At 35.7% G+C, this 26925-nt stretch carries 31 protein-coding genes and 1 pseudogene; 26 read left to right on the plus strand and 6 right to left on the minus strand.

The genetic code is table 11. The annotated features are described in order from the left end of the window. The 3 genes from ACP8HG_RS21360 to ACP8HG_RS21370 all read left to right on the plus strand — a co-directional run bounded on the left by ACP8HG_RS21360 (position 1) and on the right by ACP8HG_RS21370 (position 3331). Complete coding sequence (locus ACP8HG_RS21360; RefSeq protein WP_187046733.1) at positions 1-999, plus strand: LacI family DNA-binding transcriptional regulator; 999 nt, start codon at positions 1-3, stop codon at positions 997-999. An 807-nt stretch (positions 1000-1806) separates the two neighbouring features. Then, on the plus strand, positions 1807-1935 hold the full coding sequence (locus tag ACP8HG_RS21365; RefSeq protein ID WP_342537645.1) for a hypothetical protein: 129 nt from the start codon (positions 1807-1809) through the stop codon (positions 1933-1935). A gap of 430 nt (positions 1936-2365) precedes the next feature. Further along, a complete protein-coding gene (locus tag ACP8HG_RS21370) occupies positions 2366-3331 on the plus strand; it encodes an aromatic acid exporter family protein (RefSeq protein WP_187046734.1) in 966 nt (321 codons plus the stop codon). A 348-nt stretch (positions 3332-3679) separates the two neighbouring features. Here ACP8HG_RS21370 and ACP8HG_RS21375 read toward each other — a convergent pair whose 3' ends face one another. Further along, positions 3680-4045 carry an SLAP domain-containing protein gene (locus tag ACP8HG_RS21375; RefSeq protein WP_187046735.1) on the minus strand — a complete coding sequence of 122 codons (366 nt, stop codon included), beginning with the start codon at positions 4043-4045 and terminating at the stop codon, positions 3680-3682. A gap of 84 nt (positions 4046-4129) precedes the next feature. Further along, positions 4130-5101: a tRNA dihydrouridine synthase gene (locus ACP8HG_RS21380; RefSeq protein WP_067206162.1), complete on the minus strand. Its 972-nt coding sequence runs from the start codon at positions 5099-5101 to the stop codon at positions 4130-4132. Between the two features lie 697 nt (positions 5102-5798). Between ACP8HG_RS21380 and ACP8HG_RS21385 the strand changes: the two genes are divergently transcribed. From ACP8HG_RS21385 to ACP8HG_RS21405, 5 genes are all read left to right on the plus strand, one after another. Continuing rightward, positions 5799-6080, plus strand: coding sequence for a hypothetical protein (locus ACP8HG_RS21385; protein WP_342537647.1), 282 nt, complete (start codon positions 5799-5801; stop codon positions 6078-6080). 315 nt (positions 6081-6395) lie between these two features. Further along, positions 6396-6737, plus strand: coding sequence for an ArsR/SmtB family transcription factor (locus ACP8HG_RS21390; protein ID WP_067213840.1), 342 nt, complete (start codon positions 6396-6398; stop codon positions 6735-6737). A gap of 20 nt (positions 6738-6757) precedes the next feature. After that, on the plus strand, positions 6758-7255 hold the full coding sequence (locus tag ACP8HG_RS21395) for an SRPBCC family protein (protein WP_067206166.1): 498 nt from the start codon (positions 6758-6760) through the stop codon (positions 7253-7255). Between the two features lie 70 nt (positions 7256-7325). Next, positions 7326-7724 carry a VOC family protein gene (locus tag ACP8HG_RS21400; RefSeq protein ID WP_067206169.1) on the plus strand — a complete coding sequence of 133 codons (399 nt, stop codon included), beginning with the start codon at positions 7326-7328 and terminating at the stop codon, positions 7722-7724. Positions 7725-7828: 104 nt separating this feature from the next. Beyond that, positions 7829-8179, plus strand: a complete 351-nt coding sequence (locus tag ACP8HG_RS21405; RefSeq protein WP_067206172.1) for a DUF2200 domain-containing protein — start codon at positions 7829-7831, stop codon at positions 8177-8179. Positions 8180-8321: 142 nt separating this feature from the next. Here ACP8HG_RS21405 and ACP8HG_RS21410 read toward each other — a convergent pair whose 3' ends face one another. Next, a complete protein-coding gene (locus ACP8HG_RS21410) occupies positions 8322-8891 on the minus strand; it encodes a dihydrofolate reductase family protein (RefSeq protein WP_187046738.1) in 570 nt (189 codons plus the stop codon). 261 nt (positions 8892-9152) lie between these two features. Between ACP8HG_RS21410 and ACP8HG_RS21415 the strand changes: the two genes are divergently transcribed. The 13 genes and pseudogenes from ACP8HG_RS21415 to ACP8HG_RS21475 form a co-directional block, all read left to right on the plus strand. Further along, a complete protein-coding gene (locus tag ACP8HG_RS21415) occupies positions 9153-9329 on the plus strand; it encodes a hypothetical protein (protein ID WP_338653442.1) in 177 nt (58 codons plus the stop codon). Positions 9330-9435: 106 nt separating this feature from the next. Further along, the gene (locus ACP8HG_RS21420; RefSeq protein WP_342537648.1) at positions 9436-10914 is read left to right on the plus strand and encodes an S-layer homology domain-containing protein; all 1479 of its coding nucleotides are present in this window, start codon (positions 9436-9438) and stop codon (positions 10912-10914) included. Positions 10915-11967: 1053 nt separating this feature from the next. Beyond that, complete coding sequence (locus tag ACP8HG_RS21425) at positions 11968-12135, plus strand: DUF4181 domain-containing protein (RefSeq protein ID WP_418064799.1); 168 nt, start codon at positions 11968-11970, stop codon at positions 12133-12135. Between the two features lie 184 nt (positions 12136-12319). Then, the gene (locus ACP8HG_RS21430; protein ID WP_438297961.1) at positions 12320-12871 is read left to right on the plus strand and encodes a hypothetical protein; all 552 of its coding nucleotides are present in this window, start codon (positions 12320-12322) and stop codon (positions 12869-12871) included. A gap of 20 nt (positions 12872-12891) precedes the next feature. Beyond that, complete coding sequence (locus tag ACP8HG_RS21435) at positions 12892-13254, plus strand: hypothetical protein (RefSeq protein ID WP_342537650.1); 363 nt, start codon at positions 12892-12894, stop codon at positions 13252-13254. Positions 13255-13436: 182 nt separating this feature from the next. Continuing rightward, complete coding sequence (locus tag ACP8HG_RS21440; protein ID WP_338653434.1) at positions 13437-13775, plus strand: hypothetical protein; 339 nt, start codon at positions 13437-13439, stop codon at positions 13773-13775. Positions 13776-13935: 160 nt separating this feature from the next. Further along, on the plus strand, positions 13936-14286 hold the full coding sequence (locus tag ACP8HG_RS21445; protein ID WP_338653432.1) for a DUF4181 domain-containing protein: 351 nt from the start codon (positions 13936-13938) through the stop codon (positions 14284-14286). Between the two features lie 358 nt (positions 14287-14644). Continuing rightward, positions 14645-14992, plus strand: a complete 348-nt coding sequence (locus ACP8HG_RS21450; RefSeq protein ID WP_338653430.1) for a cell division protein FtsK — start codon at positions 14645-14647, stop codon at positions 14990-14992. A 290-nt stretch (positions 14993-15282) separates the two neighbouring features. Continuing rightward, positions 15283-16113: a GNAT family N-acetyltransferase gene (locus ACP8HG_RS21455; RefSeq protein ID WP_338653428.1), complete on the plus strand. Its 831-nt coding sequence runs from the start codon at positions 15283-15285 to the stop codon at positions 16111-16113. A 95-nt stretch (positions 16114-16208) separates the two neighbouring features. Beyond that, on the plus strand, positions 16209-16640 hold the full coding sequence (locus ACP8HG_RS21460; RefSeq protein WP_338653426.1) for an NUDIX hydrolase: 432 nt from the start codon (positions 16209-16211) through the stop codon (positions 16638-16640). A 97-nt stretch (positions 16641-16737) separates the two neighbouring features. Then, positions 16738-17379, plus strand: a complete 642-nt coding sequence (locus ACP8HG_RS21465; RefSeq protein ID WP_342537651.1) for a stage II sporulation protein M — start codon at positions 16738-16740, stop codon at positions 17377-17379. Positions 17380-17800: 421 nt separating this feature from the next. Next, the gene (locus ACP8HG_RS21470) at positions 17801-18841 is read left to right on the plus strand and encodes an alpha/beta fold hydrolase (protein ID WP_342537652.1); all 1041 of its coding nucleotides are present in this window, start codon (positions 17801-17803) and stop codon (positions 18839-18841) included. A gap of 159 nt (positions 18842-19000) precedes the next feature. Next, positions 19001-19192, plus strand: a pseudogene (locus ACP8HG_RS21475) (histidine phosphatase family protein); the annotation flags it as partial. Here the strand turns inward: ACP8HG_RS21475 and ACP8HG_RS21480 are convergent. Continuing rightward, entirely contained in the window at positions 19179-19817 is a 639-nt protein-coding gene (locus tag ACP8HG_RS21480) for a hypothetical protein (RefSeq protein ID WP_067213841.1), read from the minus strand. The pseudogene ACP8HG_RS21475 and the gene ACP8HG_RS21480 overlap by 14 nt on opposite strands. Positions 19818-20180: 363 nt before the next feature. On the opposite strand from ACP8HG_RS21480, the gene ACP8HG_RS21485 reads away from it, so the two are divergent. From ACP8HG_RS21485 to ACP8HG_RS21500, 4 genes are all read left to right on the plus strand, one after another. Continuing rightward, on the plus strand, positions 20181-20528 hold the full coding sequence (locus ACP8HG_RS21485; RefSeq protein WP_067206194.1) for a VOC family protein: 348 nt from the start codon (positions 20181-20183) through the stop codon (positions 20526-20528). A 149-nt stretch (positions 20529-20677) separates the two neighbouring features. Then, the gene (locus ACP8HG_RS21490) at positions 20678-21493 is read left to right on the plus strand and encodes a lipid II flippase Amj family protein (RefSeq protein ID WP_067206197.1); all 816 of its coding nucleotides are present in this window, start codon (positions 20678-20680) and stop codon (positions 21491-21493) included. 392 nt (positions 21494-21885) lie between these two features. Continuing rightward, positions 21886-22089, plus strand: a complete 204-nt coding sequence (locus ACP8HG_RS21495; protein WP_067206203.1) for a hypothetical protein — start codon at positions 21886-21888, stop codon at positions 22087-22089. A gap of 207 nt (positions 22090-22296) precedes the next feature. Beyond that, positions 22297-22881, plus strand: coding sequence for a hypothetical protein (locus ACP8HG_RS21500; RefSeq protein ID WP_340741557.1), 585 nt, complete (start codon positions 22297-22299; stop codon positions 22879-22881). A gap of 419 nt (positions 22882-23300) precedes the next feature. Here ACP8HG_RS21500 and ACP8HG_RS21505 read toward each other — a convergent pair whose 3' ends face one another. Both ACP8HG_RS21505 and ACP8HG_RS21510 read right to left on the minus strand, forming a co-directional pair. Further along, positions 23301-23843, minus strand: a complete 543-nt coding sequence (locus tag ACP8HG_RS21505; RefSeq protein WP_340741558.1) for a tetratricopeptide repeat protein — start codon at positions 23841-23843, stop codon at positions 23301-23303. Positions 23844-24451: 608 nt separating this feature from the next. After that, positions 24452-25663, minus strand: coding sequence for an IS110 family transposase (locus ACP8HG_RS21510; protein ID WP_438297965.1), 1212 nt, complete (start codon positions 25661-25663; stop codon positions 24452-24454). Positions 25664-26130: 467 nt separating this feature from the next. Between ACP8HG_RS21510 and ACP8HG_RS21515 the strand changes: the two genes are divergently transcribed. Further along, on the plus strand, positions 26131-26625 hold the full coding sequence (locus tag ACP8HG_RS21515) for a hypothetical protein (protein WP_187046750.1): 495 nt from the start codon (positions 26131-26133) through the stop codon (positions 26623-26625). Positions 26626-26925 lie beyond the last annotated feature (300 nt).

Below are 26925 nucleotides of genomic sequence, written 5' to 3' on the forward strand. Positions count from 1 at the left end.
ATGGCGACGATTAAAGATATAGCATACTTAGCGCAGGTTTCTATGGCAACGGTTTCTCGAGTGTTAAATTATGATGAAACACTTAATGTGACCCCAGAGACAAGAAGACGAGTTTTCGAAGCAGCAGAGGAATTAAACTATGTTAACACCTCAAAACAGAAAAAGGCGAAAAAGAAAGGGAACATTGGGCTCTACTATTCGTATTCGCTTGAAGAGGAATTGGTTGATACGTATTATCTTTCGATTCGGGTAGCACTAGAAAAAAAGCTTAAGAGTATGGGAATGGACTATTTTAAAATCACCAAAGATGACACTAAAAGAAGTCTTCCGAAATTAGACGGAATAATCTGTCTGGGGACTTTTAAAAAAGTAGATATTGAATTGATAAAAAGCTTTGATAAACCGTCTGTGTTTGTAGATGCAAACCCCGATGAAGATTGTTTTGACGCAGTAGTGATTAATTTTAATTCGGCAACGAAAAATGCGCTCAACTATTTAGTAGATTTAGGTCATAAAAATATTGGTTTTATCGGTGGCATAGAGACTGATATGTTTGGTAATCGATTCAAGGACTTACGGCAGGACGTCTTTGAAGCCTATTTAAAGGAAAAAGGAATTTACAAAGAGGAATTCGTTAAAATTGGAGGCTACAATCCAAAAGATGGCTACCAGATTTTAAAGGAAATGCTTAGTCAAAATGAAAAACCAACAGCTTTATTTGTTGCAAATGATTCAATTGCAATCGGGTGCTACAAAGCGGCCTATGAACTGGGTGTTAAAATCCCAGAGGATCTCAGTATCGTTGGTTTCAATGATGTTTCATCTGCGCAATACATGGTTCCACCGCTTACCACAGTTAAGCTGTACACAGAAATTATGGGAGAATCCGCAGTCGACTTGCTGCTAGAGCGGATCGCAACGAAACGGGAAATATGTAAGAAAATAACGATTCACACGAAGCTGATTGAAAGAGACAGTGCAACGAAAGTGAAGAAATAATCCAGAGAATCACGAGACATAAGTTTCGTGATTTTTTATTGTATTTTTTAAAAAATTTAGTAATGGTGTCATCAAACAATTAATGAAATGGACAAAGGTGGATTTGTACATTCACTTACTCTTTTTTTAGTAGTAGAACAGCGCATGACAAAACAATAGAATCTGGAAGACCGTGGAAATGTGAGAAAGACTATGAGGAGTGAAGATTCATGGCATTTTTTATATTGATGTTGAAGGAGTTTGAGGACGAAGATAGGGTAGTATATCTATATGGAACAAATGAGAATTCGATGGGACAAATTGAATATGATAATAAAAATAGGGTTATAAATCAGTTTTGTCCAATAAATTCATAGGAGTTTGCTGATGATTTCTTCTTTAAGCGGTCAGGAAGACGTATTTCAAGAATGATTATTAAAGAGAATGAGAACCTTGTTGATTGAATCACTATAGAATCTTGAGAATTGCTTATGATTTTGTGATTTTTTTTTCGAATTTATTTTGCAAGAAATATAGTATAGCATTTGAACCTTGATTGGCTATATGCCTTTCAAGGTTTTTTAATAATCATTTGATTTATATTTACACACGAAAACTCAAGAATAATCTAACGAATAGTCAACAGGTCAAGAAACTGAAAAAGACAATGAAGAAAACAGTGCTGGAAGCCAAAGGGATCAATGGAAAGGAAACTGCCTCTGACAAGGCAAATCAATGGGCTGCCTTGTCGTCAAAAAATACACTTAAGACGGATTTGGCGCAACATATAGTAGCTATGGCAGGCCTTCCTGTGATGACGGGTGGTGAATGGTCATCCCTACAACGATGCTTGGCACGCTGTTAGCTGGTGAAGATCGGATTGAGTTTAGCTATATATTTGTGGATGGACCGAATCTGCTTTATGAACTAGGTGTTTTATCATTTTCTTACACGTAAATTTATGGAAGACTGATTGCCACCGTGAATGGAGACCTTAATACCAATGAAGAACAAGTAAACGGGTTCATACCGAGAGCAAGGAGCAAAGTGCAGAAGAAGTCGCTCAACTAATTTTGAAAATACCCTAAGCTCGGACATTCTCGATAAAGACATCTACATCGAGACGACAGAAGGTGCGAATATCCTTCTTAATGCGTCAGATAGATATCACGATTCATTAGCAACGTGTTAAACTATAGGCAGATGAATTTCGAGGTATAGTCCAAAAAATATTCTTAGAATACACTATAAATGGATTGATATTCATCAAAGCTGATGCCATCCTGTTATGGTGTCTATGCTTGTACATATATGTGAATTAACGCGTATATTTGTAAAACAGGAAACCTGCAAGGATTTACAGAGAAAATAATAGGATGGTGCTTCCATGATTGGTATGGGCTATCGGACGATAAAGACTGCTGTAGGAGCAGGGCTGGCCATTTGGATTGCGAGTTTATTGGATTTGGAATTTGCAACATTTGCAGGAATTATTGTTATTATGTGTATCGAGAAAACGAAGAAAAAGACATTAATTACAATGAAGGATAAATTCTTGGCCTCTCTTTTATCTTTGATTCTTGGTGCTTTGTTTTTTGAAGTATTAGGTTATAATCCCATTGTTTTTTCCTTATTTATTTTATTATTTGTTCCAATCCTTGTAAGAGCTCACATCCAGGCTGGTTTTGTCACAAGTATGGTTGTCGTATTACATGTTTATACGGTAAAGGATGCTACCTGGGCTCTGTTTCTGAATGAGCTCTATATTATTTTCATCGGTATGGGAATTGCTCTTCTCGTCAATAGTTTCATGCCAAATTTCAAGCGAGATATTGAAAACTTTAAGAAGGAGATTGAACAAAAGTTTGAAATTATTCTCTTTGAATTCTCTGCCCATTTAAGGGATAGTATGCGGAAGTGGGATGGGAAAGAGATTCTTGAGGTAGAAGATTTGATTAATCAATCTAAAAGCATTGCCATTCAAGATGTAGAAAATCGTCTGCTGCGAAAACAAAATATAGATTATTATTATCTGGAAATGCGAGAGGATCAACTGGAACTTCTAAAACATATGATGAAAATCGTTGCTATTTTCTCTTCATTCAGCCTAGACGTTAAACAGAAAGAAATGTTTGCAGAGTTCTTGGAGAACTTAAGTCGAAACGTTCATTCGGGAGATACAACGGACATTTCATTAAATGAGTTAGAGGAATTAAATGCCTTAATTCGCGAGATGGAGTTGCCGAAGACAAGAGAAGAATTTGAAATACGGGCGAATCTATTTTATTTGATTTTTGAAATGAAAAACTACTTAAACATAAAGAAAAAACTTTTTGCAAAAAGAATTCGATAGTGGAAAGTGCCTGTGAGATGATATTCATCACGATTTCATAAAATAAACGGCGGATATCGATTATATAACGCTCTGTCGATATCCTCTGGATTTTTAATTGCAAGTAAGTGTTGTTGCCATACATTCATGAGGTATTGGTTCGCCCCGCGCCGTCTGCATAGTTTGTTTCATTGATTTTCAATTAACGTCAAAACCCTTGATTCAGCAAGGCTTTTGACGTTTTTTATATCATACAATTTCATTGAGTATTTTAAAAATAGTAGCACAAACCATGTCCGTGGTTTGTGCTACTAGTGTAAATTTGTTTAGCTTTTATTTTAAGTGCTGACTAATAGACACCACTTTGTTTTAATTCCAAATCATATATTGCGGGTCTGCATTTGTTTCATTCGTTTCTGAAAATATAAACGTCCATGGCATAGAAGTATTGCCGGCAATTTCACAAGGTAAGCTAAACGTAGCATTGGTCCGTTGTATGCCTTGTTCATAATAGGAAATGACTGTATTGTGTAAGCGGAGATTTATGTCCTCAAAATTGTGAATGAGTACGGCAATCAGCTGTTCACCTTTATGATTGCGAGCGTTCCATAAAAATAACAAATGGACACCGCCTTGTAGTTGTTTTGTTTGTTGTTGGAAATGATGAGTAATTTTTTCGCGATCAGCAGGGGCAATTGTTTTGTCCCATGCAGGTTCAAAATAGAGCTTTTGCATCGTCATCGCCTCCAGTTACTCTTCCAATGTATTTAGTTAGTATTATTTGGGACGCGGAACCTATCTCCGTGTCTCGTGCTTGACTTAGTCTAATTCTAAAACTGGCTGTACTAAACGACGGACTTCATCCGTTGAATTTGTATTCATTAATTGGTTTCTTAATTCAGCTGCGCCTTCAAATCCTCGAATATAGATTTTGAAAAAGCGATGAAGTTGCTTAAATGAACGAGGTTCGATTTCGTTTGAATATTTATCGTGAAGATCCAAATGTAAAAGTAATAAAGTGAGAAATTCTTTCACACTATGTTCTTTAGGTTCTTTTTCGAAAGCAAATGGATTGGTGAAAATGCCGCGGCCAATCATGACACCATCAACGCCGTATTGTTCCACTAATTTTAATCCTGTTGCGCGATCAGGAATATCTCCGTTAATGGTTAACAACGTATTTGGAGCAATTTCATCGCGTAGTTTTTTGATTTCAGGGATTAGTTCCCAGTGTGCATCTACTTTACTCATCTCTTTTTTTGTACGAAGGTGAATGGAAAGATTCGCAATATCTTGTTTCAATACATGTCCTAACCAATCGAGCCACTCGTCAACATTTGTGTAACCCAACCTTGTTTTAACACTAACTGGTAATCCACCTGCTTTTGCTGCTTGAATAATTTCTGCTGCAACTTCAGGATGTCGTATTAATCCAGCACCCTTACCATTGGCTGCGACGTTTTGTACGGGGCATCCCATGTTTAAATCGATACCTTTAAACCCTAGTTTTTTCATATCAATACTCATCTGTTCAAAAAATGCTGGTTTATTGCCCCAAATATGAGCGACAATCGGTTGCTCATCTGCTGTAAACGTTAACCTACCACGTACACTGTCTCTTCCTTCAGGGTGACAATAACTTTCTGTATTTGTGAATTCCGTGAAAAATACGTCGGGTTTTGCTGCTTCACTAATGACGTGGCGAAACACCACGTCTGTGACATCTTCCATTGGTGCTAATATAAAAAACGGCTTCGGTAAATCAAGCCAAAAATTATCTTCGTTATTCATTCTATATCCTCCTGTTGCAACAAATAAAAACCATATTTATCGATTGCATAATCCTTTGCCCATTATACATATTATCATTTCTTGTAGTTGGATGCACTGATACACTTCCCAAATATGAACCCAAAAGAGAAGTCGTTTTTCGCACGGTATTGTATATGGGAGATATTTCAAATGGTGTCATAGTGTACCGGGCATGCTAATTGAAAAAAACTGCGATGCAGAGGGGGATTTTATCACAGAAACAACCAAAAAATAACTATGATATAATTATTTGTAAAAGAAAGTGTCGATTCACTAAGGGTGCAATTAAAAATATAGGAGGACAGTATGATCAAGCAGGCTTTAGTTTATAGTGTGTCGTTTTTTATATTCCCAACAGTTTTACAATTTTTATTCAAACCAGAGATAAACTGGGTAGACAATATTGGACTTTCTATTTTTGCATTCTTTGGTTATATTTTCTTCGCATGGATGAACAAATCAGCAAAGAAAGATAATAAATAGAATATCTCGCTATCTCGCTATCTTGCAATTGGGCGCGATAACTGGATAATAACTGGGACATCTAGAATTGGCCCAGATTATAAATGGAAATCAGGAGATCAGAAAGGGTACTGATATGAGACTAATTCAGTTTGTATATATAGTGTTACTATGGGGGCTACCCATTCTGTTTGCGTGGCGTTCTTTCAACAAAATGGAAGAAGAGAAACGGCGCGTGGTTATAAAAGAAATTAAAGAACCTTTATTTTTTTTTGGAGCTGCACCTATAACTATTGGTTTGCTTGTGTTTTTTACTGGTTCTGTTTCGGCACCGGGAATAAAAGTCTTACAACATTCGGGAATGGGTTTAGTGTTCCTTGGTTGGTGTGTAGCGTGGGTGGAGGAATTGGTAAACAGAAATAAAAGTACGTTGAAAAGTATTGCTATGATTGCCATGGGGATATTCGGAATGGTCGCTTATATTTATCTGTATTAAACAAACGGCACGATTGTTGGGGAAAGCTTTCTCACATTTATATAGAAAGATAATTGGAGTTTATGAAGAGATGTATGTATGGTATTGGACCAAAATTTTGGTTAGGGATACTGTTTATATTGGCTATAGTGAAAGGTACCAGGTTCTCGTTCAATTCTGAATTGCTTAAGAACCTGGCACTCGACACTGTGAAGGAACCAAAATGCATAACACTTTATTAAAAGGGTAATTATTTTGATAAGGTAGTATGTATTATATTGAAATCATTTAACTAAATGGTTGAATGTGAAAGTGGGAACTGATATATTAAACTACATGGTTAACCATAATGAAAATCAATTAAATGAAATATTTCATGCTTTAGCTGATCCAACAAGAAGAGAAATCATTCATATGATGGCTCAAAAAGAAAGAACAGTTTCAGAGTTAGCAGAGCCTTTTGATATGTCTTTAGCAGCTATTTCTAAACATATAAAGGTTCTTGAACGAGCAAATTTAGTAGAAAGGAACATAACCGGACGAACGCATATATGTAGCATAAATGCAGAGTCACTGTCTCGAGCTTCTGAATGGCTCCGTTTTTATGAAAAATTTTGGAGTAATCGTTTTGATATTCTGGAAAGTGAGTTATTGAAAGCCAAGAATAGAGAACACTAAATCATGGGAAGGGGAATTTTATGAACAACATCTCAACAAGAACATTAATAATGAAAAGAGAATTCAATGTAAAACGTGAAAGGGTTTTCGACGCATGGCTGAACCCAGAAATGATGAGAAAATGGTTTTTTACATTGGAAGGCACGAATAAGGTGACACGAAATAATCCTCAAGTAGGCGGTACTTGGGAAATTGTTGACCATCGGGAAGGACAAGATTACCGTGCGATTGGGGAATATCTCGAAATTGATCCTCCGAAAAAAATTGCGTTTACTTTTAAGATGCCACAATTTAGCGAATTAGAAGATACGATTACAGTTGAACTACAAGAACTCCAGCAAGGCTGTGAGATGACGTTCACACAAGTGATCCATGTTTCTCAAGAAGAGAATTGGACAGAGTCAGATGTAGAAAAAGCTCTTGGCGAAACGCATGATGGCTCTGAACATGGCTGGAATTATATGTTTATGGGACTTAAAGAATTAGTTGAGACAGGGAAAGTCAGCTATACAGGTTAAAAACCGTTTGAGTAATTAGTTGAAATAGGGAGACAACATTACAATTTATGTGAAGAAGGGGAAGTTAAATATGAAAAACGTAACACCATTTTTAATGTTTCAAGGCGGTATTGCAGAAGAAGCTATGAAATACTACATATCACTCATCGAGGATTCAGAAATTAAAAGCATTGCTCGATACGGGGCTGAAGGACCTGGTAAAGAAGGTACAGTTATACATGCTGTATTCTCGTTAAAGGGGCAGGAGTTCATGTGTATCGACAGTCATGTTGACCATGAGTTTTCGTTTACCCCGTCTTTTTCTATCTATCTTACTTGTGAGACCGAAGAAGAAATTGACAGCCTTTACGATAAAATGATGCAAAATGGCACAGCACTCATGCCTATCAATAACTATGGGTTCAGCAAAAAATTCGGATGGCTGAATGACCAATTTGGCATATCCTGGCAGTTGAACTTGCCAGAGTAATCTGTTTGCCAATGGAGTGTGAGATATTTTACAAACGGGCGCTTATCTCGAATAAAGATCAGCGCTCTTTTTCATTTATAGAAATCATTTAGGGAGGATGTATCATGGCGAAACATCAGATTTATACAATGAGTGTCGCAAGAGTCTATCCCTGTTATGTTACGAAGGCGGAGAAAAAAGGACGTACGAAAACAGAAGTCGACGAAATCATCCGTTGGTTGACAGGGTATAGCCAGGAAGAGTTTGAAGCGCAGCTAAAAAATCAGCCAGACATTGAGACCTTCTTTGCAGAAGCTCCCCAACTGAATCCTTCGCGGGCTTTGATCGAAGGTGTGGTCTGCGGTGTCCGAGTGGAGTACATCGAAGAACCAACTATGCGGGAAATTCGCTATTTGGATAAGCTGATTGATGAGTTAGCAAATGGCAAAACGATGGAGAAAATTTTGCGGACATAATAATTGAATATGAAGAAACACTTGTAGCATTGGAATAAAATTTAATTAATAGTATCCCGAAAAAACTCATTCTGGGGAAAATAAAAAGAATCCATTTTGAAAAAAATGATCAAAATGGATTTTTTCCTTATGAAATAGATTATTAATTTCTATTCAAATGATAGATTAGTTGAACAACGCCGGAGGAGAAAGTTCTTGTATTAATCAATTTTAAATTCAACCTCTGTTTTATATCAATAAACAACGGTCTTCCTTCTCCCAAAACAACAGGATGTACAGATAATCTAAATTCATCAACAAGTCCTAAATCGATAAAAGTTGTAATAAGACTTGCTCCACCGTATAACCAGATATCTTCACCGGGTTTATTCTTTAATTTGTTTATTTCCCTTGGTATATTTTCATTTATGAATATTGCTTTATTATCAATCCCTGTTTGTGTTCTGGAAAACACATATTTCTCTTTACTGTGAACCAATTCCCACATTTCTTTTTCAGTATTAGTATCTTCATTTTTTGGAGTATATTGTCCCCATAAGTCGTAACTTTTTCTTCCATATAAAATAGTATCAATTTGATTTAGGAAATCATTAAACCCCATATCAGGATCCATGACACACCAATCAACTTCCCCATTTTTCCCTTCAATAAAACCATCTAAAGTAACTGCTAAATCTAAAATTATTTTTCTTGTTCTTACGTTATTGGACATAATTTTTCCTCCCTTAATTGCTCAACTTTCTGCCCGGTTGCTGAATTTCGTTATGTTATTTTCAACATATATATTCCTACTAAGCCAACAGATGCTTATATACAGTATACAAAGAAGTAGTGCTTAACGCTTGCAAAGTTAAGCACTACTTCTTTTTTATGTTTAAAAACAGCTTATATTCAGTGATGATCTACAGTATTTATAGTTTTTATAGAAAAGGTTTTCTAAAATAAATTATTATCAGTTCTTGAGGTGATGTTGATGAAAGTTCAAGAAGTTTTAATTGATAATATAAAAAGAAATGTGCTAATTGATGAAAAAATAGACTGGTATTTCCTGGAGTTATATACCTTAAGAACCTTGATGAGTAAGCGTCAAATATGCGCTTACTCTATTTTGGCGATACTTAATTACACCAGTGATATGTTAGATGAATAGAGTGAACGAATACATAGTACCACAATCTAGTCTGAAAGGCAGTCGTTTTAGACGGCAGCCTCCTATACAATGAAAACTACTTACAGGACTGAAAGGATATGAGCAAATGAAGAAAAAACTACTTATTCTATTCTGTGCACTATTGTTGGTATATAGCCTGCCTTTATCCGGCACGTTCGCTGCAAGCACAGAGCGATTTTCAGATGTACCGTCATCAAAGCATTTTGCAGAAGCTGTTTATGATCTGGCAGAACGCAATATTATCGGAGGCTATCCGGACGGCACATATAGACCCGGCAATTCTATCACGAGAGGACAGGCGGCCGCAATCATCGCAAAAATGATTAAATTGGACACTTCGAATGCAAAGAATCCGGGGTTTAAAGACGTCTCGAAAGCGAACGGCTACTACAAAGCCATCGCAGCTATGGCAGAAAAAAGCATCATCAGCGGCTATGGAGATGGACGTTTCGGTCCGAACGATCCTATTACGCGGGCACAGATGGCTTCGATACTTGTCAAAGCGTTCGATCTGCCACGCTATGACTTCACGTCGTATAAAAGTCCATTCGAGGATGTTAAACGAGGGGCAGGTCATGATCCGAACATTCTTATCATCTATAGACTCGGCATCACGACAGGAATGTCTACTGACAGATTCAGCCCGAACGAGTCCATCACAAGAGGACAAGCGGCTAAAATGCTGAAGGCTACAGAGGAAGCAAAGTCGCCGATTGTTACGTTGCGGGCTAGCGACTACCAATGGGAAGAATTTAAAATGTACGATTCCAATCATGAGGATTACGGTTTGTTCAATGCGGTTGTAGGACGCGATACAGCAAATAGCTATACTGCGGATAAAATCCATTTAGTCCCGCTCCAAGAAGGGACGGGAACATTTAGTGTCGCTTTAGTGTATACGGGAAATCCGGATAAGAAATACTACCAAAAGTATTATGTGCACATCAAAGAAGTGGATGGCGAGCTGAAGTTGACACTGGAAGAGACAGACGATTTTCTAACTACACCAGCAATAATCAGTGTTAAAAAACAAGTCCAGAACGTTTCGCTCTCCACAATGGACGGAAAGAAGCTGTCTGACAATGTGGATTTCAGAAAATGTCTTTCGACCAATCGCTCTGTTTGCCGCGATACCGATCAGACCGATACTGAGGGTAAGTATAATAATATCCGCATTCCGATCGATAAGCCAGGTCAATATATTGCCACTGTCCATTTCGCTGGCGGAGAAGAAGTAAGGTACGGGATCGAAGCGGTAAGTTCTGCTCCGAACTTTTACTATAACCTCCAAGTATTGGAGGAGAAGCCGACTGCGTCAGTAGATTTGGGAGCGACATACAACATAGGAAAGCATATACTACCGAAAGATGCTGAGCAAATTGCCACGGTCACAAGAGACGCGGGAACCAACTTGTTCCATGCAGTAGCAAAGAAAACAGGCTCCTTCGATATTAAGCTACCAGACCACAAAAAGACTGATCTTATAAATATCGGTGTACGTGTTCAGGAATTGGGTCCCATTATTCATGTCGAGATATATGAATCGATCGACACGTATATGTGATTGAATGAGGACTACTAAAAAAGCAGACATGCTCAGCATGTCTGCTTTTCGTAATGCATGTTACCGGTCCGGCTGAAAGTTCACTGCTACCATCAGTACATACTGCACTGAAATTAACAAAACAGTTCTACCACAAACTAAGGGAGGACATACAGATGAACATGAATGAAATAAAGGGACTTTAGAAAACGGACTTACTATTGACAAATATTCCACTACTAGGCTTATTTTACGGTTTAATTCCTCTAGAATCTTTTCCTATGGCTCTAATAAATAGTGTTGGATAAGTTGATGAAATTCTCATGCAGTATTCTTAGATTGCTTTTCGACGCGCATGATTTCAACCAATCCTACCGTAATTAAAGCAATGAAAAGCTGGTTCTAGATCCCTTTAGGTGAGAGGCTGAACAGATGATCTAGCTCGATATACCAACGACTTTTATACATGTCCAATATCTATTTCTCAGTCAATTCCAATCGACTGGTTAGCAGGCTATATATGGAACCTTCCTTGTCCGTAAACTTAAACAGTCGCAGTATTTCCGGGCGAGTTAGTATGGAGACAAGGTCAAAGCGCGTGACAGAATCCAGCTCCATTTCGATTAAGGTAGCCAGTTTAGCGCGGATTCTTTGTTCAATTTCCTCACAACTTCTCCAACGGAATATAGTTGCAAGAATCAAGGATTTGACTAATGTGTATTCAGATAACTTGTCATAGACATAATTGACTAATGGACACGCCAATACGCCTCGGGGCAATAGAGATTAGTATTGACGAAAGACTATGTCTTGGTCTACACATTACACATTACATATGAAATACTCCTTCATTTATAGTGTAGGGAACTGATATTGTTGTCAGTATCTATTCTACAGAAGGAGCATTTTACTGTATACTCATATAGATTGCTATACTTATAAAGGTTGTAATTACTTTTATTTACTGTCGAGCAATGCTATCGGGGACTTGAAATTACCATGTCAATGAAAAACAATCGAAAATAGGTAGGAAAATTAGAATTACCTTCATAGTCCTCATCATTATCGTTTATTATTAATATCTCCAGATTACCAATGGATTCGATTTGGTTTTTTGAAACGTGGTTTTTGCTGTTAATACTTAGTATTTGGACAGAATTAGCTAGAACAGTTATGGAGTGGAAATATGCAGAAAATCGAAATTCCTACAAATTAACAGTTTTTCATTTTATATTGGACTAATTTTTCGGAAGAGTATAAACAAAGGAGTATATCCTAACTTAACTAACAGGGAGAAATCCTTGGATAAAGGTTAGTGCCAACATTGAACAATCGGGCGCGATTATTGAAAACGTAGTTTGAAAAACACTAGGCAACCGAACAACCAGAATCGAACGGGTGCCTGGCACTTCAAGGAGGCTTCAAATTGAGAAGAAAAAGAACGTTAGGGTTAATTGTAATCATATGCTTAGTTTTGATGACGTTGATTTTTCCGTATTCTTTTTTTAGTATATATAAGCCAATTGCCTTTAAACCGGATCCTATCTTTTTTAAGGACTATCGAAATGAACTGAAAGAGTTAAGGAATGTCAATGAACAAAACGAAAGTACGGGTCGTGTAAAATTCTATACTGATTTTATCCTAGACACCTATGAAATGGATTTGATGACGGCTGATAGAGTTAAAGTAAGCAAAAGAGATTTGAATGAGATGTTGGATAGTATTAGGAGTTTGAGAAATTTAATTTTAATCATAGTTTTCAATGAAGAGCTCTCGTCGGAATCTGAAAATTATCTTGACCTAAGCTTGCAACGGTGCCTGCTAATTGAGGAAAATATCGTAAGGATTAAAAGCTTTCCTTATTATACGAGATTCCAATTAATCACTCTTATTAAAAATCTTCAAAATGATGTTCAAATGAGTTTCGACATGTATACGCATTTCTATGAAGAGTATTATGGATTAAAAAGTGATTGAGAAATTGGTGAACGCCAGGCATGATTGATACAGCTATGCAAGAATATAAAATAATGTTTTCAAAAGAGGGGATTGGGGATATGAAGGTAATGATTTATAGTTCTTTTGTAATTATAGGTCTTATAGTTGCAACTATTTTAGGAATCTTTGGTCAAGTTATAGCTTATGATTTTAATGAACGTTTCCCAACAATTGAGTTAACGACAGCTATAACTATCGTAACTTTCATTAGTATTGGATTATATATAATTATCCCTATTTCATTATTTATTTTCAATAAAACCGAAAAAGTAGTCCTTATTGTGAGTGTTATTGCGTGTGTCTTAATAGGGCTTCCGATTTCTATATGGTCATTTTTTGTTTGGGGGATGTGGATGGGTTAATATATTAAAACCTTTTATATGAACGGGCGCGAACACCAAATAAATTTGTACTGTAATAGGACCATTTCACTTCAGAATGAACCAAATGAATTATATGTAATAAAGAGCTCAAAGAAGCTGTCGTTATTTCGTGAAAAATATGTTACCCCATGGGAAGATGATACTTGAAGGGAAGATTCAAAATGGAGTTTAAACTCGGCAATGGTGCAGCGGTCGTTCTACCCCCTTTCCCCATTACAGTTATAGCAATTTTAATTATTTATCTTTTAGTAAGGTGGAGTAAGCAATTAGAAACACGCCGTTTCACAGTGTTCTTTTACTTTCTGGTTAGCACCTACATTGCTCCAATTTACTCTCACAGTACAGAAGGAAAAACCTTTGCACTATGGCTCCCACTGGGATTCATAGCAGTTTTATTTTACTTATTTCTTAATGAAAAAAACCATCCTTCAAAAATAAAAGCAAGTGTTTTAGGATTTTGCGTAGCATTATATCAATTAATTCTTCAGTATGTTGGGTGATTTTGATATTCCACTAACGGGCGCGATAATTGAATACAGCTGTCCTACAATCGGACAAATAGCGGAATAAGTATTGTTCCTGCTTGCATTAAAAGGGCGAATTGTATCATGAAAATAAATTAAAAGAGTAATTTATGTATGTGTAAAGGAGGGGTTCTAAATGACACCTATTTGGATTATTTTAATTTGCATTCTCGTTTCAAACTATGTGATCAATAATATTTTAACGAGAAAAATGAATATTAAGAAACGTGACCCACAAAATAAATATGTAAATAAATTGCACAAATATGGTGAGGGAATACTCCACTGGGCAACTATAATAGTTATTGCTATATCAATAACTAACTTTCAACATCTTAGGATATTTATTTTTATAGTTCCATGTATTTTTTTTGCTTTCAGTACTTTAATGGAGTGGAATTATGTAAAACAAAATAAAACATATCTATTAAGTGCTGTGTCTTGCGGTTTATTTATTATTGGTTCAATAGTGTATGGATTAATATAATATTAAATTGTAATAACTTATATACTGTTCTGTAAATGGGCGCTTTAGTTTAATAAGTAGATATTCTATGGCTGAAGGCTTCCATTTTTTTGGGGAAGAAGGGAAATGGTATACCTTTTTTAGAGAGAGAGGTTATATCTACCTTGAAAAAAACTTTACTGATTATGAGCTTGGTAAAAAATACATAGTACTTACATTGCTACAATTAGCTGGTACTGGACTATATTAACAGTTGTTTTTAACAATTGAGCGCGATTGCTTAATAAGCGATTGCGTCCAAATCGTACAAACGAGCCAGAGTGCAAAAGATCGTAATTAAATGATAGAGGCTGGATTAACGGGAAAGTAGGTGCGATTTATGAAGGCATTTAAAAAAACGATTGAATTCCTAAATAGAATGAAAGTCATCGACATATGGGGGGACAGAAACGAGGGCTTATCCAATGATGATAAAGAATATATAGACAGAAAAAAATCTCAAAATCCTTATGGACTTATAGGAATGATATTGGGTGGAATTGCGTTCACATTTGGACCTCAGTATGGTTTTATTCCTGTTATTACCCTTATCTTTTGCATAGTTACCTTTTTTACTTTTGATAAAGAAAAAGAAGATAATCCTTGGCCTTTTTACGTAGGTATAATGCTTTCATTGATCGGCTTAATTATGGTTATTACTGGGGAAGTACACGATCTGATATTTTAATATCTATTTTTGAAAGGCTTCTTCCTTATAGGGCATGTCTATCTGATTTCGGTATAGTTATTGGCTAACTATGGATTAACAGTTTATTAAATGAACGGGCGTGATTATTGAATAGAACATCTTCGGCGATGGGGCTGCCCTAAAGCGAACCGTATAAAGCAAATGGGCCATATTGTCGAAGAACAGGTAGATTGTAAAGTGAAGGGATGTACTTAAACAAACAAAGAAGGATTGTTAAAAAAGAAAAGGTTCCTGAATTAGTTAATTTCGGGCAGATAAGGAGGTAAGTAATGATATCAGAATTAAAAAAGTCGGAATTTTATAAATGTAGATGTATGTTATATGAGCAAGGTCAATTAGAAGCTAAAGCAGTCGTCGAAGGGATAAATCCAGGTCGTATTTTTGTAGATGATATTGAATCTCCTGCTTCGGGACTTATTTGGTTAGGTAATAATGACGGTTTTTTCTTTATTGGAGATGAAAGAAACGAAGGGTTCAATACCGAATTAAATCATTTTATTGATACAGTAATCATTCTAGAAGCAAGGAAGGTGGGATTAACTTGGTTTGAGGGTATTGGTAATCATAATAAGTGGGATGAGACTATTATAAAGGTGTTTGAAAACCGCAATTTAGGAAGTTGGAATCAGAGGGTTTATACGTTACAAAAAAAAGATTATAAAGGCAACTTCGAACTTACTATTGAAGAAGGATATAAAATTATAAAAATTAGTAAAACACTTTTTAAAAACAGTGATAAATCAATTGAAAATATTAAGTTTTTACATTCCAAAATAGTAGAGTTTTGGTCTTCACCCGAAAGGTTCTTTAATGAAGGCTTTGGATACGGTATAGTTTGTAAAAATAAAATTGTTAGCGTCTGTTTTTCGGGTTTTGTAGTTGATAATGTACATGGTGTTGATATTGAAACCTTGGAAGAGCATCAAGGTAAAAAGTTAGCACAAAAAGTAGCCATTACTTTTGTAAAAGATTGTTTGGAAAATAATCTTGTTCCTTATTGGGATTGTATGGAATCTAACAAACCTTCAATTGCGGTCGCAGAGAATATAGGATTCAGAAATGTATTTAACTATATAGGTTATGAATTTAAGTTTGAGTAATTTTTACTTCAATTGAATAGAGCCATTTACTGGAGGAAGAATTATTGAACTGATGGAGATGAAAAGTTAACTAACACAAAAGAGGGGGCAACGTTTTGGGACAAAACACATCACATATTTACACACCATCTAAGCACTTTGTTTCAGCTGCAACGATTGTACTCAACGATCAAAAGGAAATTCTGCTAATTAAAGGGCCTATGAGAGGTTGGGAAATGCCAGGTGGAATAGTCGAGGAAGGTGAGTCTCTGAAAGATGCTGCAATTAGGGAAACTAAAGAGGAGTCAGGTATTGATATTGCAGTTCTTAAATTCTGCGGAATATTTCAAAACGTGGATAAGTCAATTTGTAATACACTCTTTTTAGCTAAGCCGATTGGTGGTAAATTAACAACTTCGCCAGAAAGTTTAGAAGTGGGATTCTTCCCTATTGAGCAAGCTCTAGAAATGGTAACTGTAGGGAACTTCAGGCAAAGAATAGAACACTGTCTTGATAACAGTATTCAACCATTTTGTGTAGAGTTTTAGGTCCTATGGTAATTAGGAATAACGGTATTGCTCATTAAATTTACGCTGTTAGTTGAACAAGACGAGTACGATAATCTTCCACAATCGGGTACGAAGGTTGAGTAAAAGTAAATTGAGTGGGGTGATTACTATAGCAAATATAATTCGTAAAACCGGATTAAAAAGATCAATTATTTTTTTTATATTCGCTGTAGCAATAACAATTATTGCAACGGTAATAACCTACATAATCAACCCGGATATAAAAGAAATAACCGAAGGAATAGGAAATAAATTACCGGATCAAGTGAAAGAATCTGAAGGTATAAAAAAGGTGTGGTCATTTGTTGTTAATAATGGATTTATGGTGCCTTTACAAATGTTTATCTTGGCTTTAATTCCAATACAATTTCTATATCTCTTGAATATAATTTCAACTGTTGCTCTGCCTGGTATTCTTTTTGGGATTGCTTTACAGGTCAATTCAATAAAAGGTCTTGGTATAATCATTGCCACTATCCCTCATTATATTTTTGAAGTATTCGCTTTTTGTTTAATTGCAGCAGTTCTCTTTGAGTTAAATCAAGTTGTTAGAGTTAAAATAAGAAATGTATTTAACGCAGACGAAGTAGGAACATCTCTTATTAAAAAAGTTCTAGAGACTATAAAGATTTACGCCATTTTAATTTTACCGTTAATTATTATGGCTGCATTTTCGGAAACTTACATAGCAGATATTATATTTAGCCTGTTTGAATAGCAAAATTCAAAAATCGGACGCGATTCTGGGTGCAAAACGTTCCTGGTTCAAATGAAATGTGGTCACACAATTTCGGTAAAGGTTAGACAGTTATAGTGTTCTAAAACTAAAGGGGTATGTCGAGGAGTCGAATGAAGAGGTAACGCTCTGAAAGGTTCCCCTTGCGTCGAGTAGCACGCTGATTGGTAAGATATTGCGTGGTATAAGCTTGGCTATTAGCGGCGAAAACTGGTGATAAATTCAAAGGCTTACCGATCATTCTAATTAACTCTGTTCAATCAGCTACAAAATACTCTTTATTAAACTATGGCACCTTTTGCAAAAGAAATTCAAAAATAATCAATATCCATCACATTTATTAAAAGCATATTTTGTTCAATCGTATATTTGAATGAGGTTAAAATGGAAGGGAATAAATTAGATGAAACGTATAAAAAAATTAATGAAATATATTGCAATCATTATCGTAACAGTACTCGTAATAGCACTTTTCTTTCCTACATGGACACCCAATATAAAAGGTGATAACAGTATAAGTACATTAGAACAAGTAGAGATAAATGGAAGTGGTCACGAAATTATGATACGTGGCAACGATAAGGATAATCCTGTCATCATTGTCGTACATGGAGGACCTGGGGCTCCGGAAATACCATATGCCAATAAATACGCAGACTTATTGGAAGCCAATTTCACAATTGTTAATTACGATCAAAGGGCAAGTGGAAAATCATATCACTTTTTTGAGGACTATTCTACTCTTTCAACAGACTTATTGGTAGATGATTTATTAGCTTTGACCGAATATATATCAGAACGGCTTGAAAAAGAAAAGGTTATACTGATGGGGCATTCTTCTGGTACATACATTGGACTACAAGCTGCTTATAAATCCCCCGAAAAATATGAAGCATATATCGGGATTGGGCAAATGGGTGAAACAAAGGAAAGTGAGATTGAAAGTTTAAAGTACTCTATTAGCCAGGCCCAAAAGGCTGGTAATGTGGATGATGTTTTAGATTTACAAGGACTAACCGAGCAAATTAAAAGTGGCGATACGGTTACACCAAGAAACTATGTTATGAAATACGGCGGGGCTGTTAGACTCATTGATAACCCCGATGGTGATAATATAGGTGTTTTATTGAGCAGCGAGTATAACTTATTAGACGTTATTCGTTACAACTATGGTATGGGGTATTCCCAAGAAAAGTTGTTAAGTGATCTATTAGAAAATCCATTACCTACCATTGTAACAAAACTTGAAATTCCTTTGTATTTCGTCATGGGTAAATACGATTATATGACTTCCTCTAATGCAGCAAAGAAGTATTTTGATATGATTGAAGCCGAACATAAGGAATTTATTTCTTTCGAGAAATCAGCACATTATCCACAATTTGAAGAGAAAGAAAAATTTAATGAATGGATGTTAGATACATTCATCAATAAAAATAAGTAATGCGCCGTTTTTCTTACTTTGAAAGGAAGATTGTTGTCAAAACTTGTACTTAAGCTATAAAAAACCGAATACTGTTATGTGATTTTTCATTAAAGCGTGCGAATATTGAATAGATTTTCTTAAGGCAATGGGACTGCTCTAAAGGATACCAGACATGGAGAGACTATATGGAATCCACAAAAAAGGATGCAAGGTTGGAGCGACTCTGAGTTAACAAAGAGTGGAGGTAAAAGTGCGGTAGCGTTAGAGGAAAGAGTTAAGGAGATTGATTTTATTGCAATCTATTTTAGTCCGAGTAAAAGAACAGCCTTATCAACTTACATGATAAGGCAATGGTTCACTGTTTTTTAGATTTTTCACGTTCATTTTTTTGTTTTAGCTTTAACCAAAAATCGGGTGGTTGATAACTAATTAAAGAATAATCGAGTTCGGCTCCATTAGTTGCTAACTGAACTAACAAATATTTCTCCTTATTACTCGGGTATATATCTGCTGTTTTAATGTTTATAACCTCAACTCCTGTTCGTTTAGGTGTCCCAACAACAACAACTTGATTTCCTTTTGTATAAACATCTGTGATATTTGTTTGGAACACAACTATATACAGATCAAGGTCTGATTCATTTGTAGCAGTATTAAAAGCAATACCTACATCCTGTTGGAAATTTAATTCAGCTGAAATACCAATGGCATAAAAAGGGAATATCCGGTGGAGAGAATAGTGTATTCGAGAAGGAATATAGCTCCATCTTCCACCCCAATATGTGCTATGCCAGTTTTCTTCATATATTGGTCTAATATAGTTCGGTGCGCTTTTAATTACTTTAAAAGGGATTTTTGTTCCTTCTTTTAACACTTGTGAAATAGGGATGACATCAGTAGGGAAATGCACCTCTGTTCCTTTTTCGAATGGAAAAGGTGAATCAAGAATTGTGGTAGGCTCGGGTGGTTCGAGACTATCTAAACGTTGTTCCAATTCGTGAATTCGTTCCTGTTCATTTTTATCACTATTCGGTTGCGAGAAAGATAACTCCATCGATTTTGTATTTATGGACTTACTGTAAACAAATAAGCTTAAAATAATTGAAAAACAAACAATATAACCAATCCTTGTTTTTAACATATTCTAATCACCTCACCATATTATCTGCTTTTACGAGGGAGTTATGCGTAAGATTAGTTATTAAAAAAACGGGGGCTTTACTTCATTTAGGGGCTAAACACCCTTTTCAATTCAACTACAGGGGCAGTATTGTAGAAAAAGGAACTATAATTTAAATCTCGTATATCTAATGTAATCGGTTAGCTAAAATTTGATGACAGACAGGAGTTAGAGACGATGATTAAAGGTTTCGGAGGAATATTTTGGAGAACTAATAATCTTGAAATTGTGAAAAAATGGTACAGTGAAGTGTTGAAAATTGAAATAGACAATTGGAATGGGGCTGTGATAAAACCTCAATTAGGAAATGAGACTATCTTTTCATTCTTTACGGAGAATGACAGTTATTTTCCAACAGAACAACAAGTGATGTTAAATTTCCAAGTACATGATTTAAACGAGACTATAAAGCATCTTGAACATATTGGTGTACCTCTTGCAAAGAAAAAAGAGATTAGTGAATTTGGAAAGTTCATTTGGATTAAAGATCCTGAAGGTCGATTGATCGAGCTTTGGGAGAAGTAGCAGGTTGTAATCATTAACTAGTAAGCTAACGGGTGCGCTTCTACAACAAGTAGAGGCGCATTTTTACTAACTGGGCAGTTGAGTTAAACAAGAAATTTGATTATGTGGTATTATTAGGTAATTATAAAAGCTGAAGTAGGGGAATTTATTTGGAATTTATTTCAGAAAAGTTATTGTTTATATTTTTGTTTATTTTTGTAATTCACTCAATAGAAACCCTCGCTTATGCTGTTAGGTTATCAGGTGCAAGGGTAAGATTGATTGCTTCTGCTCTATCTCTATTTAATTTAATGGTTATTATTTCAAGACTAGCTAATATGATGCAGCAACCTTTTACAGGAAGCCTTATAGATACTGCACCTACTGAAAATACTTTAGAATTTGTAGAGAGCCAATATAGAATACTTATAAGCGCTTCAACATTTGGGACATTAGTTGGTATCCTTTTATTACCCACTTTTATTGCCATATTTTCAAGAGCTATAATCCATTTATCAGAAGAAAGAGGTTCAATTCCAAGTTTAGTTAAAAAGGGAATATCCTTTGAATATATAAAGCGTGGGATAAAACATTTTAGTTTACCTAAGCTAAGTTATTTGAAAGATATTAGGATAAAAGAAATTCCTCTAAAATTATTTTTTGTAAATATGATAATCACTGCAATATATACCATTGGGGTACTATCTGCTTTGTACGCATCATTATTGGCACCAGATAGAGCTTCAACAGCCATTATGGCATCTGGACTCATAAATGGTGTTGCGACTATTCTTCTTGTAATATTTATTGACCCCAAAATTTCTGTTCTTGCTGACGATGTAGTTAATCAAAGGGGAAGCTACTTTACACTAAAGAGCATTTCTTTAATGATGATTGCTTCAAGATTATTTGGAACTCTACTTGCACAGGTATTATTTATACCCGGTGCTAAATATGTAGCATGGTTTACAAAATTTATGATTTAATAATTATCGAGGTTGTTCAACTAACGGGGGGGTTACTGTAACAAGATTCAATAAGAAAAGTCGATTCCTCAATATATAGGAATTCGACTTTTTTGTTGTAATTCAATTATTGTACAAACTTTACAAAATGCTGACTAACATCCTTTCTGTCTATTCAGTTGGCGTTGTAGGACGTACGGCAGCCCTTTCGTCATTCAACTGAAGAAAAGTATGTACTCCAGCCGTTGCAACGGTGTACCCCCTATTAAAAAATAGCCCTGTTCAACTTATGAGAGAGTAACTGTTTAGTTTGAATTGGTGAAACTTTCCAGTCGCGATGAACGTATTAGTAGTAGAAAGATTCATTATTCAAGTAACGGACAGTTCAGTTAAAGACAAAAGGGGTGAGGTATATGAGTGACCGATTTGAACTAAGTTTTAAAAACAAGGTAGTTAGAATGTGGTTGATTATTATGGTGCCAGCTGTAATAGCAGAAATATTAATTATGCAATTTACTGCAATTCCAGTATTACCTTCAATATCTTGGACAATATTTTTTATTTGGCTTTATTTTTATAAGAGGAAACAGAAGAAAGAGCATTCCATTTCCTCGTGATTTTATTTTAAAAGGATTGGTTAGTTCCTATTCTTATTAACCTAACGGTGGCTTTAGTTCAACAACAGGAGCTCCTTAGCGAGCTCTTTTTTCTTCTTAACTAACGGGACAGTTTAGTTGAACAAGCAGGTTATATTTAGATTGGTGTCGAAGTACTTTATTTAGGATGAAGAAATAATAGTATGCATACGGAGTAGGTGATAATAAATGACTTTCTTATATTTTATAGTTGGCTACTGTGCTTTATATTTAGTGATTTGGTTACATGAAGTTGGACATGGGGTCGTATATGCAAAATATAAATGCAAAGACAATCCTTTTAAAGTTCATGTGCCATTCTATTTATTCTTCTCTACTCCCCAGCCTGTTGATGAAAAAAAGGCACAAACTCTAACTAGTAAACAGTATTTTAATGTTGGTATAGCGGGAATAATAGTGAATCTTCTTATTGGTATCCCTATATCCTTCCTTTTCCTAAACATTGAGTTTAATAACTCTATTTTAATTTTCTTTTTTTATTCTTTTGCCTTATTTCATTTAGTGGAGGCTGCAAGTTACTTGACAATTAGCAATATTTTTCTTGCAAGTGATATGATAACTGTACAAAACTACAAACCAAAATTAAGAATACCCTTATTTTTAATAGGAATATTCTTAGTTGTCCTAATCACTTTCATGCTAATCAAAAGTCCTGATAGTTGGAAACTGGGATACATTATTTCAATTATAATCATGATTTCATGCATGGGATTAGGAAGAATGGTCTTTAGCCGAAGAACACGGACTGCGTAGGTAACTCGTGTTCTTATTGCACTAACGGAATGCTTTAGTTGAAGAGTTGACTACCTTTACAAGACACTTTTTTCTTGTTGCGTATTGGAGTTAACTACTTCTGTGATTCGGTGTTATGTTTACCTGGTGTGCATAGCGTATGCAAGGTCATTCAGCGAGCGATTCGATGGTTCGCGTATGAAGATAATTATATTCTTGTTCAACAAACGGGACATTTTGTGGAATAGTGGTTTGAATTCGATACGTTTGTTGAAAACAACCCTTATAAAACTTTTGTATACATAAAAAAACGCAGTAGGAATTCATTCATGAATTGCACTGCGTTTTAATTTAATTATTTTAAAATAAGTTATTTAACAATCTAAAAGAGAACGAATTAGATTCAAATCAGAACATCTAGTCTTAATAATTTTCAATCATCACCAGGTTTCATCAAGGTGATCAGCATAGTACGAAATCCCTCTTTTGAAGTATTGAAGATTTTCATCAGACGTTGTTTCCATCAAATTAGTCAGAACAATTTCCATTGCCTGTTTATAGTTTTTTGAATTGTACAGAGCCATTGAGTAAAAAATTTGAAGGCCGCGGTGTTCAGGAAACTCTGTCACACCTCGACGTAAAGTTTCAACTGCTTCTTGATAGTAACCCAAAGCACGGTAGGTACTGCCAAGACCGAGTAAACATCTTTGAAGATCTGGTCCTGCGAGACCTTGCTCGAGAGCCTTTACATAATAGGGGATAGCTTCCTTGCCTAATCCAGAATTATCATGAGCAATTCCCGCCTGATAGTTGACTTCAGCATGATCTGGATAGGTAGCAACCATTTCTAAAAGGAGAGTACGTGCTTCCTTCAGAATGTCTTGGTCTTGCTTAGCACGCCCATCTTCACGCAATTCAATAGCTTTGTCTAAAAGTAAACGCAAATTTGTTTTATCCGTATTATTTACTATTTTATCATTCATTTTTTTAACTCCCTCAAATGTAGTACTGCAAATGGCAAAGTGACGATGTAATCACAATACTCGCGGGGAATTTATTAATTTTGAAAGTGGTTTTGTAAAAACAGTATCATTGTCCTTTAATCCTCCTTAGAAATCAAGAATGAACATTAGGTTCTTTTTTATAGTAATGTTTATGCTGATATATGTCAATTAACTGTTAGAATAATCAGCCATCTTGAAGGCGACAATAAAAACCGTTAAGTAATAGGATTTTAAGAAATAGTAGATCCTGGCCATTATCCTTTGAATGATTTAGATCAGTTGATTTTTATTAAAGGGCTTCCCTCGAATAGTATATTGTTTCGCAAACGGGTGCGATTTGTGGCGTAAGCGTCGCTGTTCTTATTAAACTAACAAGTGCTTTAGTGAAAATTCGGCTGTTTTTCATGGCAGCTTTTCTTACGATTAGTCAAGTATCTTAGATAACTTTTCTCATTTCCTCTGAAGAAATTTTTTCATGAACATTCATGCATTATGAGGATTTTGATTGTTGATCCACACCAAATAAGCCTAATGACTTTTCGTTTTTTCACAAGGCTTGAATATGTTAAAATGATGCTACGGCTATACTAGGGGGCTAACCTGTAGTCGTAGTTTTGATTATGTGTTACAAGAAAGAAAATCGTCTTTAACAACTTGTTCACGCATGCGATGGAGGCAACCTTATGACATTTATTGTAGGGTTGCGCTTTTAATTTATCGTAATACTCCACGATATGATTTCCACCGAATCGTCGCTGTTTAATCATGTTCTGAACGTTTAGATACATGATTTTACGCAAGTGCTTATTCCCACGTTTATTGATTTTATCTCTCGCTAAAAATTTCCCTGATTGGTATCGTCTAATATCGATACCTGCATATGCGTTTAGCTGTCTGTTGTTGTCAAACCTACGAATGTCGCCAATTTCCGCTATGATTCGGACGGCCGTGTTCGCTCCAATAGCAGGGAGACTACGTAAAATTTCATATTCTTTAAGTTCCTCGGCAAGGGACTCCATTTTGTCGATGCATTGATTCTTCTGAAGAAGGAGCTCTTGATATCGTTTTGCATATACACGTACTTGATCACACAGTACATCAGTTGAAGAGGCGGCTGGGTAAGATTGTTTTGCTGCCTTGAGTAGTTCAACTGCCTTTTCCTCCGCTTTTTTAACGGACAATCGTTTATTTGTATTGGCAAGTATCCGATTTTTAATGACCGTCTTTGATTGATTTATGACAAGATCTGGATGCGGATATAATTGTACTACGTTCAGGAATAGCTCGGATTTGGTTGTGAATACCTTCTCGAGCTCAGGAAAGGTTTCCTGAATGACCTTATGCATTCGGCTCCGGGCGACGCTCAATTCATCGTCCAATTCACTGTAATGCCTAGACATTCGTTTCAGTTGTCTGTAAACATCATCCGACACTGTTTCAATCCGTCTTTCGGTCGTAAAGTGTGTGAGTGCCAATTGATGTGCATCACTTCGATCCGTTTTGTGCATACGCAAAGAATCGCATTGGAGTTTTGCTTCCAAGGGATTTAAAAGACAATACCTGTATTTGTTCTCTATCATAAAACGTTCCAGAGGCCTTGAGTAGACACCTGACGCTTCAAATACGATGTGAGGATGCTCTCCATATCCGTCAATTAAGTCATCGATCAAAACTTTGAGTTCGATGAACTCGGGACGATTGTGCTCGATTTCTTTCTCCAACTCACACTTCTTCAGCGCGTTATAAACGACCATATAGCTCTTTCCCATACTGACATCAAATGCGATGACGTGTTTCATATTCACCCTCCTTGTGTGTTTTAAAGACCTCACCTTCACCTTATCGATTCCCATTTCTTATACACGATCTCGATGGATCCAACATACTTAAACCTGATTCAAATAAGGGGAGTGAAGTAGGTCGGTTTTTTATACGGATTCAAGACCCCAAAGCTGCCACGACCTATTCTTCACCTCTACTATATAAAAAAATAGTAGTGCTAACCAATGCCTTGGTCTGCACTACTGATCTTAGTATGTTTCTTATTGAGATAGTGGAATAAAATACTGTCGTGAACTGGCGTTATGTCAACTTGGTGTGTATGGCGTATACAAGCCCTTTCATCGACCTCCTTCGCCAGCCATAGTATCCAATACTCGTTCTGTCCACATTTTCATCCCCTGTGGTGTAGCGCTGATTTTGCGCTACATATATGACTAACGGGGCTGTTTGGGTTTAATTTACAAAGGAAGGTAAGGTGGGGAAAATGGAGTGGAAGAGTTTTAAACCTGTACAAGGGTATTGTTTGGCTGGAATTTGGTCAAATCAACTGGTTGTTAATCAAAGAGGAAATGAATGGGATTATAGTTTTGGAGATCTAATATTAAATATAAAAAAAGATTTTAAAACGGATGAATCCTGGTACTGGAGATTATTTGGGTCCGAAAATGAAGAGGGGGATGACTTACTAATTATAGAAGAACAGGAAACACCTGAACCCCTCGAATACTTTTACGAAGCTGAATTATCGAAACAACCTATGATAATAGGTTCTAAAATATCTTTAGATCATTCCCTCATTAAGAAGGTAAGTGGTTATGGATTCAAAGATGGCGATTATGAAATCTTAACGACTCTTATTTTTGAACTTGAGAAATTATACGTTACATTTAAAATATCAGGTCCTATCGTAACTGCAAATATAAGTGAAACGGAAATTGAAAAATTGGGAGATTTATTTTTTCTTCTTGAACTTCCATGAAAGTGGAAATACTCTAATTATTAACAATAGCGCATAACAAAAAAGGTCGAAAAAAGATTGGTTCAAACTCTAATGATAATAGTCAAAACAAAGAGAGATACAAGGTCATGATAGAATATATAACCTTTTAGAGGAAGGTCAAGAATATTTCGTTTTATACAAGATACAAAAAAGAATATCAATCTGATTATACATATACTTTTGGACAATTAGGTTTGCCTGAGGGTGCTCAGTTAGTTGGAAATGGCATAATTGATTAAAATATAGCTGTTTAAAATTCCTTGTTCAACCTGCAAAAAG

The organism is Sporosarcina sp. FA15, assembly GCF_051550195.1.
GTDB classification, from domain to species: Bacteria; Bacillota; Bacilli; order Bacillales_A; family Planococcaceae; genus Sporosarcina; species Sporosarcina psychrophila.

Excerpts from the sequence above, each read along its gene's own strand:
- ACP8HG_RS21360 (WP_187046733.1), top strand. The coding sequence starts at position 1 with ATGGCGACGATTAAAGATATAGCATACTTAGCGCAGGTTTCTATGGCA.
- ACP8HG_RS21365 (WP_342537645.1), top strand. The coding sequence starts at position 1,807 with ATGGTCATCCCTACAACGATGCTTGGCACGCTGTTAGCTGGTGAAGAT.
- ACP8HG_RS21370 (WP_187046734.1), top strand. The coding sequence starts at position 2,366 with ATGATTGGTATGGGCTATCGGACGATAAAGACTGCTGTAGGAGCAGGG.
- ACP8HG_RS21375 (WP_187046735.1), bottom strand. The coding sequence starts at position 4,045 with ATGCAAAAGCTCTATTTTGAACCTGCATGGGACAAAACAATTGCCCCT.
- ACP8HG_RS21380 (WP_067206162.1), bottom strand. The coding sequence starts at position 5,101 with ATGAATAACGAAGATAATTTTTGGCTTGATTTACCGAAGCCGTTTTTT.
- ACP8HG_RS21385 (WP_342537647.1), top strand. The coding sequence starts at position 5,799 with ATGGAAGAAGAGAAACGGCGCGTGGTTATAAAAGAAATTAAAGAACCT.
- ACP8HG_RS21390 (WP_067213840.1), top strand. The coding sequence starts at position 6,396 with ATGGTTAACCATAATGAAAATCAATTAAATGAAATATTTCATGCTTTA.
- ACP8HG_RS21395 (WP_067206166.1), top strand. The coding sequence starts at position 6,758 with ATGAACAACATCTCAACAAGAACATTAATAATGAAAAGAGAATTCAAT.
- ACP8HG_RS21400 (WP_067206169.1), top strand. The coding sequence starts at position 7,326 with ATGAAAAACGTAACACCATTTTTAATGTTTCAAGGCGGTATTGCAGAA.
- ACP8HG_RS21405 (WP_067206172.1), top strand. The coding sequence starts at position 7,829 with ATGGCGAAACATCAGATTTATACAATGAGTGTCGCAAGAGTCTATCCC.
- ACP8HG_RS21410 (WP_187046738.1), bottom strand. The coding sequence starts at position 8,891 with ATGTCCAATAACGTAAGAACAAGAAAAATAATTTTAGATTTAGCAGTT.
- ACP8HG_RS21415 (WP_338653442.1), top strand. The coding sequence starts at position 9,153 with ATGAAAGTTCAAGAAGTTTTAATTGATAATATAAAAAGAAATGTGCTA.
- ACP8HG_RS21420 (WP_342537648.1), top strand. The coding sequence starts at position 9,436 with ATGAAGAAAAAACTACTTATTCTATTCTGTGCACTATTGTTGGTATAT.
- ACP8HG_RS21435 (WP_342537650.1), top strand. The coding sequence starts at position 12,892 with ATGATTGATACAGCTATGCAAGAATATAAAATAATGTTTTCAAAAGAG.
- ACP8HG_RS21440 (WP_338653434.1), top strand. The coding sequence starts at position 13,437 with ATGGAGTTTAAACTCGGCAATGGTGCAGCGGTCGTTCTACCCCCTTTC.
- ACP8HG_RS21445 (WP_338653432.1), top strand. The coding sequence starts at position 13,936 with ATGACACCTATTTGGATTATTTTAATTTGCATTCTCGTTTCAAACTAT.
- ACP8HG_RS21450 (WP_338653430.1), top strand. The coding sequence starts at position 14,645 with ATGAAGGCATTTAAAAAAACGATTGAATTCCTAAATAGAATGAAAGTC.
- ACP8HG_RS21455 (WP_338653428.1), top strand. The coding sequence starts at position 15,283 with ATGATATCAGAATTAAAAAAGTCGGAATTTTATAAATGTAGATGTATG.
- ACP8HG_RS21470 (WP_342537652.1), top strand. The coding sequence starts at position 17,801 with ATGAAACGTATAAAAAAATTAATGAAATATATTGCAATCATTATCGTA.
- ACP8HG_RS21485 (WP_067206194.1), top strand. The coding sequence starts at position 20,181 with ATGATTAAAGGTTTCGGAGGAATATTTTGGAGAACTAATAATCTTGAA.
- ACP8HG_RS21495 (WP_067206203.1), top strand. The coding sequence starts at position 21,886 with ATGAGTGACCGATTTGAACTAAGTTTTAAAAACAAGGTAGTTAGAATG.
- ACP8HG_RS21500 (WP_340741557.1), top strand. The coding sequence starts at position 22,297 with ATGACTTTCTTATATTTTATAGTTGGCTACTGTGCTTTATATTTAGTG.
- ACP8HG_RS21505 (WP_340741558.1), bottom strand. The coding sequence starts at position 23,843 with ATGAATGATAAAATAGTAAATAATACGGATAAAACAAATTTGCGTTTA.
- ACP8HG_RS21510 (WP_438297965.1), bottom strand. The coding sequence starts at position 25,663 with ATGAAACACGTCATCGCATTTGATGTCAGTATGGGAAAGAGCTATATG.
- ACP8HG_RS21515 (WP_187046750.1), top strand. The coding sequence starts at position 26,131 with ATGGAGTGGAAGAGTTTTAAACCTGTACAAGGGTATTGTTTGGCTGGA.